Origin of the sequence: Colwellia marinimaniae, from assembly GCF_002207865.1 — a bacterium.
Lineage (GTDB): Bacteria > Pseudomonadota > Gammaproteobacteria > Enterobacterales > Alteromonadaceae > Colwellia > Colwellia marinimaniae.
The window spans coordinates 31,546-48,136 of sequence record NZ_BDQM01000028.1 but is presented as its reverse complement, the minus strand read 5'-3'; the positions used below and the strand labels follow the sequence as shown (position 1 = coordinate 48,136).

17 protein-coding genes are annotated in these 16,591 nt (G+C 37.8%); 5 read left to right on the top strand and 12 right to left on the bottom strand.

From position 1 onward, the window contains the following. Window positions 1–732: 732 nt before the first annotated feature. Window positions 733–1,026 (bottom strand): hypothetical protein, encoded by a 294-nt coding sequence (locus MTCD1_RS22590; protein WP_057179507.1) that lies wholly within the window; start codon window positions 1,024–1,026, stop codon window positions 733–735. Window positions 1,027–1,671: 645 nt separating this feature from the next. Between MTCD1_RS22590 and MTCD1_RS14240 the strand changes: the two genes are divergently transcribed. Beyond that, window positions 1,672–2,943 carry a S1 family peptidase gene (locus MTCD1_RS14240; RefSeq protein ID WP_057179506.1) on the top strand — a complete coding sequence of 424 codons (1,272 nt, stop codon included), beginning with the start codon at window positions 1,672–1,674 and terminating at the stop codon, window positions 2,941–2,943. Then, the gene (locus tag MTCD1_RS14235) at window positions 2,934–3,980 is read left to right on the top strand and encodes an FHA domain-containing protein (protein WP_057179505.1); all 1,047 of its coding nucleotides are present in this window, start codon (window positions 2,934–2,936) and stop codon (window positions 3,978–3,980) included. Before MTCD1_RS14240 ends, MTCD1_RS14235 begins: the two co-directional genes overlap by 10 nt. A gap of 95 nt (window positions 3,981–4,075) precedes the next feature. Here the strand turns inward: MTCD1_RS14235 and trpS are convergent, their stop codons facing one another. Both trpS and rpe read right to left on the bottom strand, forming a co-directional pair. Continuing rightward, entirely contained in the window at window positions 4,076–5,083 is a 1,008-nt protein-coding gene (gene trpS, locus MTCD1_RS14230) for a tryptophan--tRNA ligase (RefSeq protein ID WP_057179504.1), read from the bottom strand. A 41-nt stretch (window positions 5,084–5,124) separates the two neighbouring features. Continuing rightward, the gene (gene rpe, locus MTCD1_RS14225; RefSeq protein WP_057179503.1) at window positions 5,125–5,805 is read right to left on the bottom strand and encodes a ribulose-phosphate 3-epimerase; all 681 of its coding nucleotides are present in this window, start codon (window positions 5,803–5,805) and stop codon (window positions 5,125–5,127) included. Between the two features lie 316 nt (window positions 5,806–6,121). Here rpe and MTCD1_RS14220 point away from each other — a divergent pair, with 316 nt between their 5' ends. The 3 genes from MTCD1_RS14220 (at window position 6,122) to MTCD1_RS14210 (ending at window position 7,417) form a co-directional block, all read left to right on the top strand. After that, window positions 6,122–6,802, top strand: coding sequence for a TorF family putative porin (locus MTCD1_RS14220; RefSeq protein ID WP_057179510.1), 681 nt, complete (start codon window positions 6,122–6,124; stop codon window positions 6,800–6,802). Window positions 6,803–6,909: 107 nt separating this feature from the next. Next, entirely contained in the window at window positions 6,910–7,215 is a 306-nt protein-coding gene (locus MTCD1_RS14215; protein ID WP_143760130.1) for a hypothetical protein, read from the top strand. Between the two features lie 13 nt (window positions 7,216–7,228). Beyond that, on the top strand, window positions 7,229–7,417 hold the full coding sequence (locus MTCD1_RS14210) for a DUF2970 domain-containing protein (RefSeq protein ID WP_057179501.1): 189 nt from the start codon (window positions 7,229–7,231) through the stop codon (window positions 7,415–7,417). An 11-nt stretch (window positions 7,418–7,428) separates the two neighbouring features. On the opposite strand, the gene MTCD1_RS14205 is transcribed toward MTCD1_RS14210, so the two are convergent. From MTCD1_RS14205 to MTCD1_RS14165, 9 genes are all read right to left on the bottom strand, one after another. Next, window positions 7,429–8,247 (bottom strand): Dam family site-specific DNA-(adenine-N6)-methyltransferase, encoded by an 819-nt coding sequence (locus MTCD1_RS14205; protein WP_057179500.1) that lies wholly within the window; start codon window positions 8,245–8,247, stop codon window positions 7,429–7,431. A 58-nt stretch (window positions 8,248–8,305) separates the two neighbouring features. Next, window positions 8,306–9,754, bottom strand: coding sequence for an SPOR domain-containing protein (locus MTCD1_RS14200; protein ID WP_057179499.1), 1,449 nt, complete (start codon window positions 9,752–9,754; stop codon window positions 8,306–8,308). 63 nt (window positions 9,755–9,817) lie between these two features. Next, on the bottom strand, window positions 9,818–10,882 hold the full coding sequence (gene aroB / locus MTCD1_RS14195; RefSeq protein ID WP_057179498.1) for a 3-dehydroquinate synthase: 1,065 nt from the start codon (window positions 10,880–10,882) through the stop codon (window positions 9,818–9,820). Window positions 10,883–10,918: 36 nt separating this feature from the next. Then, window positions 10,919–11,437, bottom strand: a complete 519-nt coding sequence (gene aroK / locus MTCD1_RS14190) for a shikimate kinase AroK (RefSeq protein ID WP_057179497.1) — start codon at window positions 11,435–11,437, stop codon at window positions 10,919–10,921. Window positions 11,438–11,679: 242 nt separating this feature from the next. Then, on the bottom strand, window positions 11,680–13,758 hold the full coding sequence (locus MTCD1_RS14185) for a type IV pilus secretin PilQ (protein WP_057179496.1): 2,079 nt from the start codon (window positions 13,756–13,758) through the stop codon (window positions 11,680–11,682). Between the two features lie 11 nt (window positions 13,759–13,769). Continuing rightward, a complete protein-coding gene (locus MTCD1_RS14180; RefSeq protein WP_057179495.1) occupies window positions 13,770–14,327 on the bottom strand; it encodes a pilus assembly protein PilP in 558 nt (185 codons plus the stop codon). Next, complete coding sequence (locus tag MTCD1_RS14175) at window positions 14,324–14,920, bottom strand: type IV pilus inner membrane component PilO (RefSeq protein WP_057179494.1); 597 nt, start codon at window positions 14,918–14,920, stop codon at window positions 14,324–14,326. Before MTCD1_RS14175 ends, MTCD1_RS14180 begins: the two co-directional genes overlap by 4 nt. Continuing rightward, complete coding sequence (locus MTCD1_RS14170) at window positions 14,920–15,495, bottom strand: PilN domain-containing protein (protein ID WP_057179493.1); 576 nt, start codon at window positions 15,493–15,495, stop codon at window positions 14,920–14,922. Before MTCD1_RS14170 ends, MTCD1_RS14175 begins: the two co-directional genes overlap by 1 nt. Then, window positions 15,483–16,562 carry a pilus assembly protein PilM gene (locus MTCD1_RS14165; RefSeq protein ID WP_057179492.1) on the bottom strand — a complete coding sequence of 360 codons (1,080 nt, stop codon included), beginning with the start codon at window positions 16,560–16,562 and terminating at the stop codon, window positions 15,483–15,485. Before MTCD1_RS14165 ends, MTCD1_RS14170 begins: the two co-directional genes overlap by 13 nt. Window positions 16,563–16,591 lie beyond the last annotated feature (29 nt).

The following is a 16,591-nucleotide window of genomic DNA, read 5'->3' as shown; positions in this document are numbered from 1 at the left end:
TGATGTGTCGAGAGTAATGGAATTGTGTGATCGAGACTGGATAAAAGTGGGAACTTAATTAATGCAATTGGTATTAGTTTGCCCTCAGTAATATATTAAAAATATAATCTCTATAATTTAAAATTAACTTGTGGGTTTCCCTTCCCTTGTACAAAGAAATGCATAGGGCATACCACATACAAATACCATAGTAAAGACAATAAGATAAAATAAACCACAACCAAACTAATTGTACAAGTGTAAAAAAACATGACACTTTTACTCGCTATTTTCACTGCTAAATTTATTTTTATACAATTAGCAGTGGCGTAATTATCGTTACGATCAGAATAGAAACTATTTACAAAATATCAGACAAGAGCTAAGCCGCACTGACTATTACGGCTCTCCTTACGGACCACTTTGTTCATTGGCTAGCCCTAATACATCATTTGTCATGCCAAATGGTACTTATGATAATGGTGGGCTTTACTGATTATGAGTCAATATTTGTCAATTAAGGCAAGGGTTAATTTGGTTTTAACGCTAGCCGGACCACGGCTAGCGCATTTTAAGCCCTTACTATGTATGACTTGATATAATCTAGTATTTAAAGTTGTCTGTATTCTTAACTGCTTTCGCGTCGCGGTGGCGACTACACCCAAAGAGGGCTATCGCCGAGCCTCTCTGGACTCTCTCGGCGCTGCGAATAAAACCTATCTTTCATTCAATCAAGAACTTCGAGGTGCTGCGTTAATGTACGTCCATGTACCACGCCGCTTTTTCATCATCCCTGATAAAACACCTGCGCACTTTCAAAAATTTCAGGGTTTTACCACGTAGATTCGTACGTTTATAATTCAAGCTACCATCTGGACGTTTTACTTCCTCAATAGCTGAGATGTCAGCAATAAAAGCATCTATTTTCGCCGCTTTAACATCATTCAGATCAGACGGAATAAAAGATAAGCCATCGATATATAATCTTTTCTCTTTCGATACTGATACCTTTTTTATAACACTAGAACAAGCCAGTAATGAACTCATATAGAGTGCTATACCTCTCTCTGAATAAATCGTCTTCGTTGCATTAGATAGCCTTTGTTATTAACCACTGATGTTGATTTTTCATTATAAACAAAAAGTAAATTAACTCAAAAAGAGCTTTCGATTCTAGACTACTTTCAATTTGACATAGGGTAAGGATAAAAAGAAGCGAAATATTAAAAAGTAAACCCGGTGATGGTAAAAAAGTAATTAATATCTTTGTTATTAACTCATGCGTAAATCAACAATAGTAGCGTTAATGATTAATGAATTTTATTCAGATATGATAACCAGAAATAACTGACGGAAATATATCACGCAGCATAACGTCTTTAGCATCTCCTTTAGCCACGTTTCCAAGCACTAAAGTAGCAAAAATTTAATTTTTAACGTTGAAAATTTTAACATCATAGCCAAAAGGATAATCTAAGCTAGCCTCAGGTTTGTTAAGTAAGTACTGCTCAGCTTATTGATTATTAAGGCTGGTCATGGCAAGTTTATTCATTGGTATTTAGGGAAAAACATACTTGGCTTCAACATGGTAAACAATGACATCAATCAAGCAAGATGATTAATGTTATTGAGAGAGTGACAAATGCTAATTTAGTGTCACAATGGATGAATTGCTTATCAACAGGAAGATGAATGAAAACTCTTTTTACCTTAGTTTTTATACTATTAAGTCATACTATTTTTGCCGCCGAGCAAGCTGAAGAAATTTTCGCCCAGCTAACACCTTCCCTTTATCAAATAAAATTGATTGATAAAGCCAGTGGCGAGAAATCGTCGATTGGCTCTGGTTTTCAGATCAGTGCAGATGGCATTATTGCCACTAACTACCATGTAATATCTAGCTATGCCCGTCACCCAGAAAAATATCGCATTGAATATTTAGACTACCAAGGAAAATCGGGGCAAGTCGACTTGGTGAGTGTCGATGTTATTAATGATCTAGCCTTAGTAAAACGTCATGTTGACCTTGATATGCCCTACTTCATACTTTCGGATAAAAAGCCGATTAAAGGTGAGCAGTTATTTGCTCTGGGCAACCCTCATGACTTAGGCATGATTGTGGTACCTGGTACTTATAACGGTTTAAAAAAAGAATCGTTCAATGAGCGTATCCATTTCACTGGTTCTATTAATTCAGGCATGAGTGGTGGTCCTGTGGTTAACAAAGATGAAAAGGTAGTTGGCATTAATGTAGCCACATCGGGTAACCAAATTGGTTTTTTGGTTCCACATGAAAAATTGGTGACACTTTTCAGTGACTATAAAAAAAATGCACCGACAGATATTAAGCAACAAATGTCAGCTCAATTAATGGCCAACCAAAATAAACTAATGTCAGCACTACTTAATAATACTTGGCAAAGTAAAGAGCTTGCCGGTAAGGCTATGATCCCGATTATTGACGTACCTTTCATTCGCTGCTGGGGTGACTCTAATGCGGATAAAAAAGATGCCCTTATTTTAGCGGCCATTGCTAATTGCTCTTTAGATGAAAACACTTATCTTTCGTCACACTTTTTTACTGGCAGTGTTGAAATTGAATTTCGTTATATGCAAGCAAAGAATTTAAGTGATAATAAATTTTATCATTTATATCAACGGCAAATATCACGAGCTGGTGCGGGCAATAGAGCAGGTAAAGATGATGTCACTGAGTATCAATGTCACCATGACATAATTACACCGGCAAGTACCGCTGGCTCAAGCCAAGAAATTAAAAATAAAAGTATTTTCTGTACTCGTGCTTACAAAGAATTCCCAGGATTATTTGATGTCTTATATCTAGGCGCTAGTATCGATAAAAATCAACAAGCTTTAGTCAGCCACTTTACTCTAGCCGGTGTCAGCAAAAAAAATGCCCTGGCTTTTACTGGTAAATTTATGGAGGCGGTATCATGGAAATAATTAAAGATACTGAGCATGGCTGCACAGCAACAGAGCCAATGACAAGTAATGACTTACCCTGTGAACAAGGTGAGATCATTATTGAAGAAATTACCCGTAATCATAAATTGCTGCATCGTCACCGACTCAAGCAAAGCGAAATTTCCATTGGCCGGGGTTATCACAATGATATTATTTTAACTGACCCTCATATTTGTCCGCAGCACTTATCGTTAAGTTTTTCTCAAGGTGCTTGGCGCCTTAATGATAATAACTCAGTAAATGGCACAATATTAGAAGGTAGCAAATCAAGTAATAAAGATGACCATCAACAAGTAATTAATGATGGTGATGTTATTGTTTTGGGTAAAAGCCAATTAAGAATACTATTTAGTGATCATCAAGTAGCAGATACCATTGCCTTTAGCCCCTTTGAGTCGCTAATAGACTTCATCCGCCACCCTATTGCAGTATTTATCAGTATTGCTTTGTTTATACTGATAGCGGGAAACATTTCCTATTTAAACCAGCCAACTGAAACCAATATAAGCCAGTTGTTTGTTAGCGCTTTTAGTATGAGCTTATTATTTGCTTTATGGCCTGCAGGTGTGGCTTTAGTGTCTCACCTCACTAAGCATGATCCACGGATACTCGCTCAACTTGGTATTAGCTTTAGCTTTTTTATTCTGCTGTGGCTTAGTGATCTATTGGAAGAAATTATTGCTTTTAACGCCTCGAGTAATTCATTACTCGGTTTGATTAGTACGCTAGTACCCATTGGACTAGCTTTTAGCCTGTTTTGGTTAAATAGCTATATTGGCTTTCATGTTAGTGCAAAACGTAGAATTGTTGTAGCGTTAAGTATTACGGCACTACTCTTTGGCGGTACTTACTTATTACAATACAGTAAGAAGCCTGAGTTTAATCCACATCCACAATATAATGCCACGATAATGGCACCCAGATATTTAATGGCGCCAAGCAATAATGTTGAAACTTTTTTAAAGCAAAGTGATATTTTATTTGAACAGGCAAATAAAGCAGCACAACAAGATTAAAAGGTTGAAGGTTGAAAACTTAACTAGATAAAAGGCTTATTTTCAGGAGAAAATAAGCCTTTATATTTATTATGTTAATTATGTTAAACGGCTAGCTATGGACGAGGAATAAAACCAACCGCATCATATACAGAGCGAAGTACTTTACTCGCACGAGCAGAAGCTTTTTCAGCTCCATTACGCATGACTTGCTCTAAGAAAGCTTGGTCTTGTCTATATTCATGGTATTTGGTTTGAATTGGCTCTAATAAAGCTACTACCGCATTGGCGACATCACCTTTTAAATGACCATACATTTTATCTTCATAGGCTGGTACTAGGTCAGCAATGCTTTGTCCGGTAGCACAAGATAATAACGACAATAAATTCGACACGCCTGGTTTTTCTTCGCTATCAAAATATATACGCGCTTGCTCATCAGAATCGGTAACTGCGCGTTTTATTTTCTTGGCAATCTTTTTAGGATCTTCTAACAAACCAATGAAGTTACCCGGATTAGTATCCGACTTAGACATTTTTTTAGTCGGTTCAAGCAAGCTCATTACCCGTGCGCCATGCTCTGGAATAAAAGGCTCTGGCACAGTAAAAATATCGCCATAAATATTATTAAAGCGCGTAGCTATCACTCTTGCTAATTCTAAGTGTTGTTTTTGATCATCCCCTACTGGCACTTTGTTAGCACCGTAAAGTAATATATCAGCAGCCATCAATACCGGATAAGTAAATAAGCCTGAGTTCATATTTACTTCAGACTTTTGTGACTTATCTTTATATTGTGTCATGCGATTTAATTCACCCATTTGCGTATAGCAATTAAGTACCCAGCTCAATTGCGCATGCTCAGGTACATGGGACTGAATAAAAATAGTACTTTGCTCAGGGTCAACACCACAGGCAAGATATAAGGCTAAACCATCTAAGGTTGCTTTACGTAAATCCTCAGCTTTAGGGCGAACGGTAATGGCATGTTGATCAACAAGCATGTAATAACATTCATGGGTCGATTGCATATTAACCCATTGCTTTAATGCGCCTAAATAATTACCGATAGTTAACTCGCCTGATGGCTGACAGCCACTTAATACAATAGGTTTACTAGTCATTTCTTATACCCTTAAAATACTAAATTTCAACTTATGTTTACTTATACTGACTGCGATACTGTGGCTAACTCTGCGCGCATTTCATCAATTGCCACTTTATAATCAGCTTGAGAAAATATTGCCGAGCCCGCAACAAACATATCGGCACCCGCCTCAGCAATTTCTGCAATATTGTTCACTTTAACACCACCATCAACTTGCAAACGTATATCATAGCCACTTTGTTTAATCTTTTCTTTTACCAAACGTAATTTATCTAATGTTGCCGGAATAAAAGATTGGCCACCAAAGCCTGGATTGACCGACATTAATAAAATAACGTCAAGTTTGTCCATAACAAAGTCTAAACAATGCAAAGGGGTAGCAGGATTAAGGACTAGGCCGGCTTTACAGCCATGGTCTTTAATTAGCTGTAAGTTTCTATCAATATGATCACTTGCTTCCGGGTGAAAGGTGATTATATCAGCCCCGGCCTTAGCAAATGCAGGGATGAGCGTATCAACTTGCCTAACCATTAAATGCACATCAATGGGCGCTTTAATACCGTAATCACGTAACGATTGACAGATCATGGGTCCGAAGGTTAAATTTGGTACAAAGTGATTATCCATGACATCAAAGTGAACAACGTCGGCACCGGCGGCTAAAACCTTAGCAACATCATCCCCTAAACGAGCAAAATCGGCGGATAAAATAGAGGGAGCAATTAAAAATGGTGACATTAGTGTATATCCTAAAAAAATATGCCGCTATTATACCCATGCTAATTGAAAATGCGAGTTACCCGCCATTGTTACTTCATATACCACTGCACTTTTTTTGCACATTTACTAAAAAATCGCACCAATATTGCTCAGCTCAGATGTTAAGTAAGCAACTAATTAAAATTCATGTAAAATAAATTGATACTAACCACATGATTTTTAGTAATAAAAAAGTCGGTAGATAATAAACATTATCTTTTTTGATTTGGGCATTATGCTTGCAAAGCATCTAGCAGACACTTTTTATAACAAACAACAACAACAAGAGCTAATTATGAAAAAAACAATAACTACCATGGTTATCACATCACTATTAGCAGCTTCTGCTATTTCATTCCAAGCATCAGCTACTGAAGGTTTGTCAGCCAACTTTGCTGCTACTAACAACTACTTATGGCGTGGCTTAGAACAAACAGGTGGTGATGTGGCTCTTTCAGGTGGTATTGATTACGCAACAAATTCTGGCTTTTATGCCGGTACTTGGGTATCAAACGCTTCTTGGGGCGACATGAAAACTGAACTAGACTTATACTTGGGTTTTAGTGGCGACATCAATGCAAGTTTTTCTTATGATGTCGGCTATATTTACTTCGCATACCCTGATTCAATTGCTGATAAAAATGCCTTCTCTGAAATCTATGCAAGCATTTCAACGGGTGGTTTCACTTTTGGGCTAGCTGTATTAGCCGATTCAGAAGGTGGTGGCGACGGTGCAGAATTTGGTGATTCACTATATGCAAACATTGACTACGCTTTTACTTTAGCTAACGATGCAGAAGTTGCTTTCCACATTGGTAATTACAGTGGCGATTTCTCTACTGACTCAACTGACATTGGAGTTTCAATAAGCAAAGACGGTTTCACCTTTGGCGTTTCAAAAACAGATTACGATGACGGTATAGACAGTGATGATATGAAATTCTACCTTGCTTATAGTATTGATATTGACCTATAGGCATTGATTACTCATTTTGATGAGTAATGCACCTAAGAAACAGTCAAAGACATTAAGGTGAACCTAGGTTATACTGGTTCGCCTGTTATAATGGATAGTACCTCAAAATGTCAAAACGGATGATGACAAACCCACACTTATCAAAATTTATGCAACTAACCTTTGCATGTACTTTGACCCTAGCTACTTTAGTTAGCTTCAGTCAATATAGCGACAAACAAACCGCTCAAATACAACAACCTAGCTTGTGTATGACGGTTGCATCAAATCTGCCAATGAACCATGTAAACCACCCCTGCCAAGCGAGTAATATGTCAAATAAAAGCTGGTTATCTTGGTTATCTGGTGACAGTAAATCCACACATTTACACTTTTTAGATTTAGTTGAGCTTATTCATTATAGCTTCCATTAAGACGTTCTTTGTTATGCAGAGCAGCTTAAAAGATACTTTTAAGAGTGTTGCCGCGGCATTTTTTGGCGTGCAAAGTGAAAGTGCTCGCAAACGTGATTTTTCCCAGGGTAAACTTAGTCACTTTATTATTGTTGGCCTTATATCTGTACTGATTTTTATCGCTTGCTTAATCGCCATTGTTAGCTTAGTTATACCAAATTAATTCGGACCAGCTTATTTATATAATGCCAGTAACTCTGCGACCTTTTTACGCTTAGTCGCATTTTGACTAATGGTGCGAGCTACCTTGACTGATTTTATCTTTACCGCATGCTCATAAATTTTTCGGGTCCAAATGGTATCATGATTAGAAATCACCACAGAAATAGTGCCTTTTTCGCTAACTTCTTCCGCGGCAGTGGCAAGATCAGCTTGCTCATCTAAGCCAAAGCCATTGCCGGCGTAACTGGTAAAACTTGCCGTTTTACTCAGTGGTACGTACGGTGGATCACAATAAATCACATCACCCTGTTCTGCTCGCGCAAAGGTTTGACGATAGCCTTCACAGACAAAGGTTGCTTTTTGCGATTTTTCAGCAAAATAGTTTAATTCAGCCTCGGGGAAATAAGGACGTTTATATTTACCGAAAGGAACATTATAGCCACCTTTCTTGTTATAACGACATAAGCCGTTATAACCGTGACGATTCATGTATAAAAAAACTAGGGAGCGAAAGTAACTGTCTTTACTGGCATTGAAATCAATACGTAATTGGTAATAGATCTCGGCTTGATTATGCTCAGGATTAAAAAATTTACGCGCATCCTCAATGAAACTATCAGGTTTTTCTTGGACAATTTTATAAAGGTTTATTAAATCTTGGTTAATATCATTAAGAATATATTCATCAAAGTCAGTATTTAGAAATACCGAACCGGCACCAACAAAAGGCTCAATAAGACGACGTTCATTAGGTAGCATTTTTGAAATAACATCACACAGGCTATATTTACCGCCAGCCCACTTCAAAAACGCTCGATGTTTATTATTCATGCTACCGATTAAACCCGCGACTTCACTTGATAAATTTAAAGGCGGATTGTAGCTTGTATTAGCCCTTAAAGGTATTTATTTCACTGATTACCAATGAAATATCCTTAAGCCATGGTTCACGTATTAGCAGACTTGCTGGCAACAACTTTATCGCTGATTTTGCCATGGTTTTATTTGGATAAACCCTTGAAGTGACCACAATAAAACGCTGCTCTGTTAATAGCCTTTGATAGCTGAACAAGTTCTCTGACCGATGATTTTCGATAAATTCATGCCACAACTTACTATCGGAAAAACCAGCTAACTGAATAACATAACCATACTCATAGACTACCGCTTGGTTTTGATAGTAATGACTAGCAATTTTTGCCAGCCTAATCGGTTGAATTTGTTTGTCCTCGGCTTGCTCTATAATAATTTTATTTTCGGCCGTTGACTCTGTCTTTTTGTTAGTCACGTCAATAGAAGGACTTGCTCCTGTTGTTATATTATTAAATGAGTTTGCTAAAGCGTTGATGACATCACTGGCATTCGCAGGCAGCTGCTTAGCATGACTTAAAACAGGTAAAGCCAATATGGCTCTATTAATCTCTTCACTCGACGCTGCTCCCCCGCTACCGACTTTAATTGACTCATCAGCCGTGACTCGTTTTTGTTTCTTTGCCATTTTTCTAACTACTCGCTCATCTGCACTCGCTATTGAGTCCCTCGCGGGTAAAACGGTATCACTAACATCAAATTTATTAAGCTGTTTATCTAACGGGTTACTTTGCTTATTTAAGGCATCGGCAATTACTTGATAGCCCCAAATAAGTATAGCTAACAGCATTAACATCACGAAAAACAAACTTACTTTCTGCCCAAACGTTAATGAACTAGTAGCTTTTTCATGGTGTATTTTTTTGTCATCTAAGCTAAGTACTTGCCCAGATGTAGCTTCAATAACTACCATTTTATCTTTAAATAAACTTTTATTTAGCGATAACTGCTTAGCGGCCTCGGTTAAACCAAAAAGTACGACATTAATTATTAGTTGGTCTTTTTTTGCTAAGCTGACTAATTGTGACAATTCATACTTAAGCTGCAAAGACAGGGCGTGTGCATGGTCTATGACTATAGAAATAGCTTCACCCTGCTGTTTGGCAAATCGTAAAACACTTACTGCTAATGACTGCTCAGGATCAAATAGGGTATTTATAAACAACTGTTCAATCAAGCGACAGCGAATTTGAATATCGTTTAATTTTGTTGAGGCTGAGACAAAGGCAACATTAATATGACTCTCTGCCCCTGTAGAAGGGTCATTAGAAAGACTGACCAGATACTGGCTAGCTAATTGAGAGTATTGCTCGGTATTTCTGCCTATAACTAACACTGCTTGTTTTGCATAGCGTAAGTTATGATCTATCCGTGTGGGAACACTAATAGCTGAGGGCACATTTTCAGATAAGGATGTATTTTCTGCTCGGGTTAGCTCTGTGGTGGAAGTATTCTCTAGTGCGGACATACTTAATCCTTTCTATACTGTAAATTCTTCTTCATGCTAGCTAAGCCCATCAGAAGAAAATAATTATAGAATTTCTTGAAGTGTATCCTGGCTGACATCATCACGAATTTCTGACTGGCCTATCGCAGTTGGTATAATAAACCTGAGTTTACCGGCAATATTCTTTTTATCTCGGCGCATATGACGGATAAATTCAGTAAAACCCATATCCTGTGGAGCAATTACCGGTAGGTCAAACGCTAAAATTAATTTTTCCATTCGTCGTAATTCTGACACTTCAAGCAAATTCATTGCTACTGCTAATTTAGCAGCAAGGACCATGCCAGTTGCTACTGCTTCACCGTGCAACCACTTGCCATAACCCTGCTCAGCTTCGATGGCATGACCAAAGGTATGCCCTAAGTTGAGTAAAGCTCTGATGCCCGTTTCGGTTTCATCACTTGCCACAATATCAGCTTTACATTGACAGCACTTTTCAATCATCTGCGCTAAAATCTGCTTGTCGGCCGACTTTATCCCAGAAATATTGTCTTCAAGCCACTCAAAAAATACTTTATCACCTAAGATACCATACTTAATTACTTCAGCCATTCCTGCATTAAACTCACGGACAGGCAGAGTTGCCAGACTATCAATATCAATGAAAACAGCTTTAGGCTGGTAAAAAGCGCCAATCATATTTTTACCAAGAGGATGATTAACCGCCGTTTTCCCTCCAACCGAAGAGTCAACCTGTGACAGTAACGTTGTTGGTATTTGAATGAAATCAATACCGCGCTGGTAACATGCTGCGGCAAAGCCCGTTATATCACCAATAACACCGCCACCTAGGGCTATTAAAGTAGTATCTCGACCATGCTCATTCGTTAACAAGTGCGACATGATAACTTCAAAATTTGCTAAGCTTTTTTCAGCTTCACCATCAGGAAGAATTACTTCATCTACGGTAAAATCGGTTAACTTTGCTTTAAGTGCATCGATATATAAAGGAGCAACAATATCGTTTGATACAATACAAACACGCTTGGCCCGAATATGCGAAGAGAGCAGATCTGTTTTACTTAACAGACCTGAATCAATATATATAGGATAACTACGTGTACCTAAATCAAGATTAAGAATTGCCATATTAGAATACTACCCCGAGTTCCACCGTGGAGAAATTTAAAAATCAAGTCGCTCTATGATTTTGTGCGCAACAACTTTGGCACTTTGCTCATCAGTTTGTACTATGATATCAGCAATTTCTTCGTATAGTGGGTTACGCTCTACAGCCAGATTTTCCAAAACTGTACGAGGCTCTTCAGATGTTTGTAATAGTGGACGACGACGATCTCTTTGTGTACGTGCAACTTGTTTGTCGATTGTTGTTTCAAGGTAAACAACGATACCGCGAGCAGATAAGCGATTACGAACACTAGCGCTTATTACTGAACCACCACCTGTTGCTAAAACAATACCTTGTTTCTCACTCAAATCTTCAATTACAGATTCTTCTCTTTTGCGGAAGCCTTCTTCACCTTCAAGATCAAAAACCCAAGCAATGTCTGCTCCTGTACGGCGCTCTATCTCCTGATCAGAGTCAAAAAATTCAAGGTGCAATCGTTCGGCTATCTCTCTACCGATAGTACTTTTACCTGCACCCATAGGACCTATAAGGAATATGTTACGTTTTTCTGCCATTAGATTTACTTAATACTCGTTGTGTTAACAGAACAGCCAGAAGCCTATATTTCAATGAAAAAGTGCTTTTGGCAAAAAAGAGGTCTCCCTCAGAAATTACAAGGGCGTAATTATCGCAAGTGTTGGCTATCAAATGCAAGTAACAATAGTAATATCTTAGTTAAAAATTCGATTTTTAAATAATAAACCCATCAAACCACCGAATATGGCGGTATTTGATGGCGTTTATCTAATCCAAGACGCTAATATTCTTCAGTAACAATTCTAGGCGTAACGAAGATCAATAGCTCTTTTTTCTCATTTACCTGACTTGTGCTTCTAAATAACCAACCTAAATAGGGTATATCACCTAAAATCGGAATTTTAGTAACTGTACTTATAATTGCTTGTTGATAAATACCACCTAGTACAATGGTTTCACCATTATTAACCAATACCTGTGTTCCTATACGCTGGGTATCAATCGCAGGAGCAAAGCCACTTCTAACGTCTGAAACAGTATCTTGAGTAATGACTAGATCTAAAATGATTTTATCATCCGGAGTAATATGTGGCGTTACCGTTAAACTTAATACTGCTTTTTTGAATTGTGTTGAGGTCGCACCACTTGATGATGCCTCTTGATAAGGAATTTCAACACCTTGTTCAATATAAGCTTCTTTCTGATTTGCGGTAGTAATACGTGGACTAGCAATAACCTCACCTTTATTCTCTTTTTCAAGCGCAGAAAGTTCAAGATCTAAAATAGTACCACTGGCTAATCTAGCAATCTGGAAGGCAATAGTTCCAGCTGGCGTTACCACAGGAAGATTAACATTCAATCTATCGACTAATGAAGGAACAGAGCCACCACGAGCTATATCAACACCTTCTAAACTTCCGGATGTAGTGCCTTCACCATCGGTATTTGTTGCCCCCCACCGAATACCTAACTCTTCGTTAACACTGTCTTTTACCGTAACCATCCTAGCTTCGATAACAACTTGACGAATAGGAACATCAAGAATTGTAACCATGCGTTTAATGTCTTCAATGCTTTTAGCAGTATCACGAATCAGCAAGGTATTAGTACGTTCATCGACTGAGACGCTACCGCGTGCAGATAATATACTGGTATCATCATTTTTAATTAATTCTGCAAAATCAGCCGCTTTTGCATAGTTTATTTGTACAAACTCAGAATATAAAGTCGCTAGTTCCTCAACTTGCTGTTTTGCTTGCAAGGCTTTTGCTTCACGGTCAGCGAGTTCTTCACTGGGCGCAACCATTAATATATTGCCCTGCATCCGCTTATCCAAACCCTTAACTTTTAAAATAATACTTAATGCTTGATCCCATGGCACACCATCAAGACGTAGCGTAATATTACCTGTGACTGTATCGCTGATAATTAAATTAAAGCCATTATAATCGGCAATAATCTGTAGCACTGTCCGTACCGGGATATCTTGAAAACTCAATGAAATACTGCGACCTTGAAAATCCTCAGTTTCTCCTAAATAAGCAGGTGCTTTTACCGGTTTCTCTTTGACCGTCAATATAAACAGGTTGTCTTCCTGTTTCTGGCTAAAGATAAAGCCACTGTCAACTTCAATGACTAAACGCGCATTACGGCCTTCCCTAAACGTTTCAATACTAGTAACTAGCGTACCAAAGTCAGTTACATCTAATTTATAAAGTAAATCATCCATAATTTCAGTATTATGGAATTCAACATTTAATTTACCTAAATTGTCATTAACATCTGCGGCTAACATGCTATCTTTAAGGTAAATTAATATTTGCCCTTCATTTTCGCTATTTAATCTAAAGTCTATTGACTCTATATGGTTGATATACGCTTCACCCGCAGGCATTAACGCTTCAACCACATCTGCTGATTCGCCATAGTTAAAAGTAATGGCAAACTCTTTGTCGTTAAGTAGAGCAACATCAAAAACAGCAAGTTTTTCCAAGTGAATTAAAGCGATTACTTTACCAGTGCCCGCATCTAAATTAATACGTTTAACACCCGCATGATTAACAAATGTTTCTTTAAATTCTTGCCCATATGCTTTGGCATCAAAAGTTACTTCAACAAAAGCGGGTGTCATTGATGTTTGAATTTCTGGAAGAGTAGTAATATTTTCAGCAAAGCTAAAAACTAAAACAATCTGATCGCTTTGTATGGTGTTATAAGAAATACCGAGCAGTTCATTGTTATGTTCAGTAGCACTGACTGATATTGACAGTAAAGTAGTTGATAACAGTAATAGTGCCGTAAGCCAGAGTTCTTTAATAGCAATAAAGCCTTTATAATTTTTCATTTGATTAAATAGCATTATTAATTCCTTTACTTATTTGACACTTCAGATTGTACGATACTCAATTTAGTTTCACGCTCTGCCCAACATCCGGCACCATCTGGTGCTAATTCAATTATTTTCACTGTTTTTGCACTCACTTGTGTGATACGACCATTGTATAAGCCTAGGTAATTTCCAGCAGCCACTCGATGTAAACTTAAATCTGAGGCTTCTAATAAAGCCCAGAGTTTACTTGCATCACCTAAGGTGCCACGCATTGTTAAGTCACTTAAAGCATACTTTTCTAACGGTTGTTTTCGGCGGTTAGTATCAGGACTTAAACAGCCCGCCATTTGTTGCATTTTTTGCTGAATTGCTTCAGGCTTGGGTAATACAAAGGGGCTACGCAAATCATCGGCTGAATAAGCAATATGATTAAAAGGATGTACCTCTGGCATAGGGTCAATGTAATTAGTTGTTGTTGCTTTCACTTGAGCCATATGGATTTTTATTGCCGTGGTATCATCAAAACAGCCAGAAACTAAAGCGAGTGATACGACACCAAGTATCTTTATTGTTTTAGCCGTTAATCTATCAGTGGTCATTTGGCTACCTCCTGTTGATAACGGTAGGTTTTAGCTTGTAACTTTAAATTTAGGGTACCTTTATCGTCTCGTTCAATCTTAATTTTAAAATCATGCACTGTTACAATCCTTGGCAAAGCGGCAATTTTACTGACGAATTGACCAAATGAATGGTACGAGCCTATTACTTCGATATTGATGGGTAATTCAATGTATATTTCTTTACTAATTTCTGGTTGCCATTCTAATTTAACAAAATCAAGACCACTGGTGGTACCCACAAAAGTTATATCATCTAATAAGCCAGGAATTTCATGACTATTTGGTAAGCTTCTAAGTTGAATGGCGAAAGTATCTTCAGCTTCTGTCATTTGTGCTCTGAACAAATCTAAATTTGCCGATACATGATATTTTGTCCGGTATGACTGTTTTAAGGTGATCTCTTCAGCAAAAGCACGATCAAGTTGCTTAATTTGATCACTGATTAAGCCCATATAACCCAAAAATGCCACGGTAACCGCTAAAAAAATAGCTAGCAACAACTTGGCTGCAGCAGGCCACTGGCCAATATTATCAAGTTCGAGATTGTCAAATTGGGATGCATCAAACTTCATTATTTGCCTCCCTTGCTTGTTTTAGCATCATCCATTAACCCCTTTATTTTAACTTTCATGATAAAGCTGCTAAGTAACTTAGGTGAGCCATCGTCAGCCGTAATCGACTCAGGTGTAGCATCAATAAAAAAGTCAGATAATTCAACCGCTCGAATCATATTAGCTAAATGGTTATTCGATTCACTTTTTCCAATCAGGTGTAAAGTATTACCCTTTTTTTCCATTTCCGTAATATATATACCATTGGGAATAATCTTTGCTATTTCATCAAGTACTTGCGTACCTACATTTCGACTACGCTGTAATTGTTCAACAACTTCAATTCGTTTCTGTAAAGATGCTTTTTTATCATTGAGGGTTTTTATTTCATCAATTTTAATATCCAGTTGCACAATCTCATTTTTAAGATATTGATTTTTACTGTTTTGTCCATCAATACGAGCTTGAAAATAAAAATTAATGATCAGTACTAGTGCTAATACGGTTAGACCAACTGCGGCTAATATACTGAAGTATTCTTTTTGTTGTGCCTTGAGGGCTGCTTCACGCCAAGGCAGTAGATTTATATGTGCCATGGCGTAAAACTCCTTAAAGCTAAGCCAGTTGCTACCATCAATTGAGCAGCGACATTAGCAAGTTCGTCTTTATCGACTGAGTCACTGATTGACATATCATGAAAGGGATTAGCAATAACGGTATGAATACCCAGTTCTTCAGTAAGTAAACTTTCAAGTCCTTCTAATGCAGCTGTGCCACCAGAAATTAATAAATAATCAACTTTTTCTTGGCCACTAGTAGTCAGAAACATTTGAATGGCTCGACGTATTTGTTGCATTAATACGGTGTGAAATGGAGCTAAGACTTCAAAGGTATAATTTGGCGGTAAATCATTTGTGGTTTTAGCCTCTTCAGCTTGTTCAAAAGATTTATTATAATATGAAACAATTGAGCGAGTATATTGCTCACCACCGAACATTTGATCACGGCTATAAATATGTTTACCCGCGTCTGTAGCAGAAAAAAGTGTTACCGTTGAACCGATATCTACTATCGCAACAACTTTATCTTTAGCATCCTCTGGCAATTGCGTTAAACAAAGATCATAAGCTCGACCAACGGCATATGATTCAACATCAATTACCTTGGCTTGAAAGTCACCTGCTTCGAGAGCAGCAACACGAGCTTCAATGGACTCAGTGCGTGCTGCACTGAGTAAAACATTAACTTTACTAGGATCGGACTCGTTAACATCAAGGGTTTCAAAGTCTAAACTGACTTCATCTAAGGGGAATGGAATAAGACTGTCTGCTTCAATTTCAATTTGGCTAGCAAGTTCCTCTTCAGTTAAGGCGACATCCATATAGATAACTTTGGTAATAACCGTTTGTCCTGATACCGCAGCAGCGGCGTCGGTAGCTTTAGCTGATATTTTCTTTCTAAGTTTCGCAATAACAGCGCCTACCGATTCAATATCTTGAATTTCACGGTCCACCACCGAACCTCGTGGCATTGGTTCTATGGCAAAGTCCTCCATTACAAAACCTTCACTTCCCTGACTCAACAATACAGCTTTGGCAGAATGAGAACCAATATCGATCCCCACCATCATTGTATTCTTCTTTTTCCACAGTTTGTCTAGCATAACAACCTACGATTCTATTTTTGTAATTA

Bases quoted from the DNA above. Each gene is read 5' to 3' on its own strand.
- MTCD1_RS22590 (WP_057179507.1), bottom strand. From the start codon at position 1,026: ATGAGTTCATTACTGGCTTGTTCTAGTGTTATAAAAAAGGTATCAGTA.
- MTCD1_RS14240 (WP_057179506.1), top strand. From the start codon at position 1,672: ATGAAAACTCTTTTTACCTTAGTTTTTATACTATTAAGTCATACTATT.
- MTCD1_RS14235 (WP_057179505.1), top strand. From the start codon at position 2,934: ATGGAAATAATTAAAGATACTGAGCATGGCTGCACAGCAACAGAGCCA.
- trpS (WP_057179504.1), bottom strand. From the start codon at position 5,083: ATGACTAGTAAACCTATTGTATTAAGTGGCTGTCAGCCATCAGGCGAG.
- rpe (WP_057179503.1), bottom strand. From the start codon at position 5,805: ATGTCACCATTTTTAATTGCTCCCTCTATTTTATCCGCCGATTTTGCT.
- MTCD1_RS14220 (WP_057179510.1), top strand. From the start codon at position 6,122: ATGAAAAAAACAATAACTACCATGGTTATCACATCACTATTAGCAGCT.
- MTCD1_RS14215 (WP_143760130.1), top strand. From the start codon at position 6,910: ATGTCAAAACGGATGATGACAAACCCACACTTATCAAAATTTATGCAA.
- MTCD1_RS14210 (WP_057179501.1), top strand. From the start codon at position 7,229: ATGCAGAGCAGCTTAAAAGATACTTTTAAGAGTGTTGCCGCGGCATTT.
- MTCD1_RS14205 (WP_057179500.1), bottom strand. From the start codon at position 8,247: ATGAATAATAAACATCGAGCGTTTTTGAAGTGGGCTGGCGGTAAATAT.
- MTCD1_RS14200 (WP_057179499.1), bottom strand. From the start codon at position 9,754: ATGTCCGCACTAGAGAATACTTCCACCACAGAGCTAACCCGAGCAGAA.
- aroB (WP_057179498.1), bottom strand. From the start codon at position 10,882: ATGGCAATTCTTAATCTTGATTTAGGTACACGTAGTTATCCTATATAT.
- aroK (WP_057179497.1), bottom strand. From the start codon at position 11,437: ATGGCAGAAAAACGTAACATATTCCTTATAGGTCCTATGGGTGCAGGT.
- MTCD1_RS14185 (WP_057179496.1), bottom strand. From the start codon at position 13,758: ATGCTATTTAATCAAATGAAAAATTATAAAGGCTTTATTGCTATTAAA.
- MTCD1_RS14180 (WP_057179495.1), bottom strand. From the start codon at position 14,327: ATGACCACTGATAGATTAACGGCTAAAACAATAAAGATACTTGGTGTC.
- MTCD1_RS14175 (WP_057179494.1), bottom strand. From the start codon at position 14,920: ATGAAGTTTGATGCATCCCAATTTGACAATCTCGAACTTGATAATATT.
- MTCD1_RS14170 (WP_057179493.1), bottom strand. From the start codon at position 15,495: ATGGCACATATAAATCTACTGCCTTGGCGTGAAGCAGCCCTCAAGGCA.
- MTCD1_RS14165 (WP_057179492.1), bottom strand. From the start codon at position 16,562: ATGCTAGACAAACTGTGGAAAAAGAAGAATACAATGATGGTGGGGATC.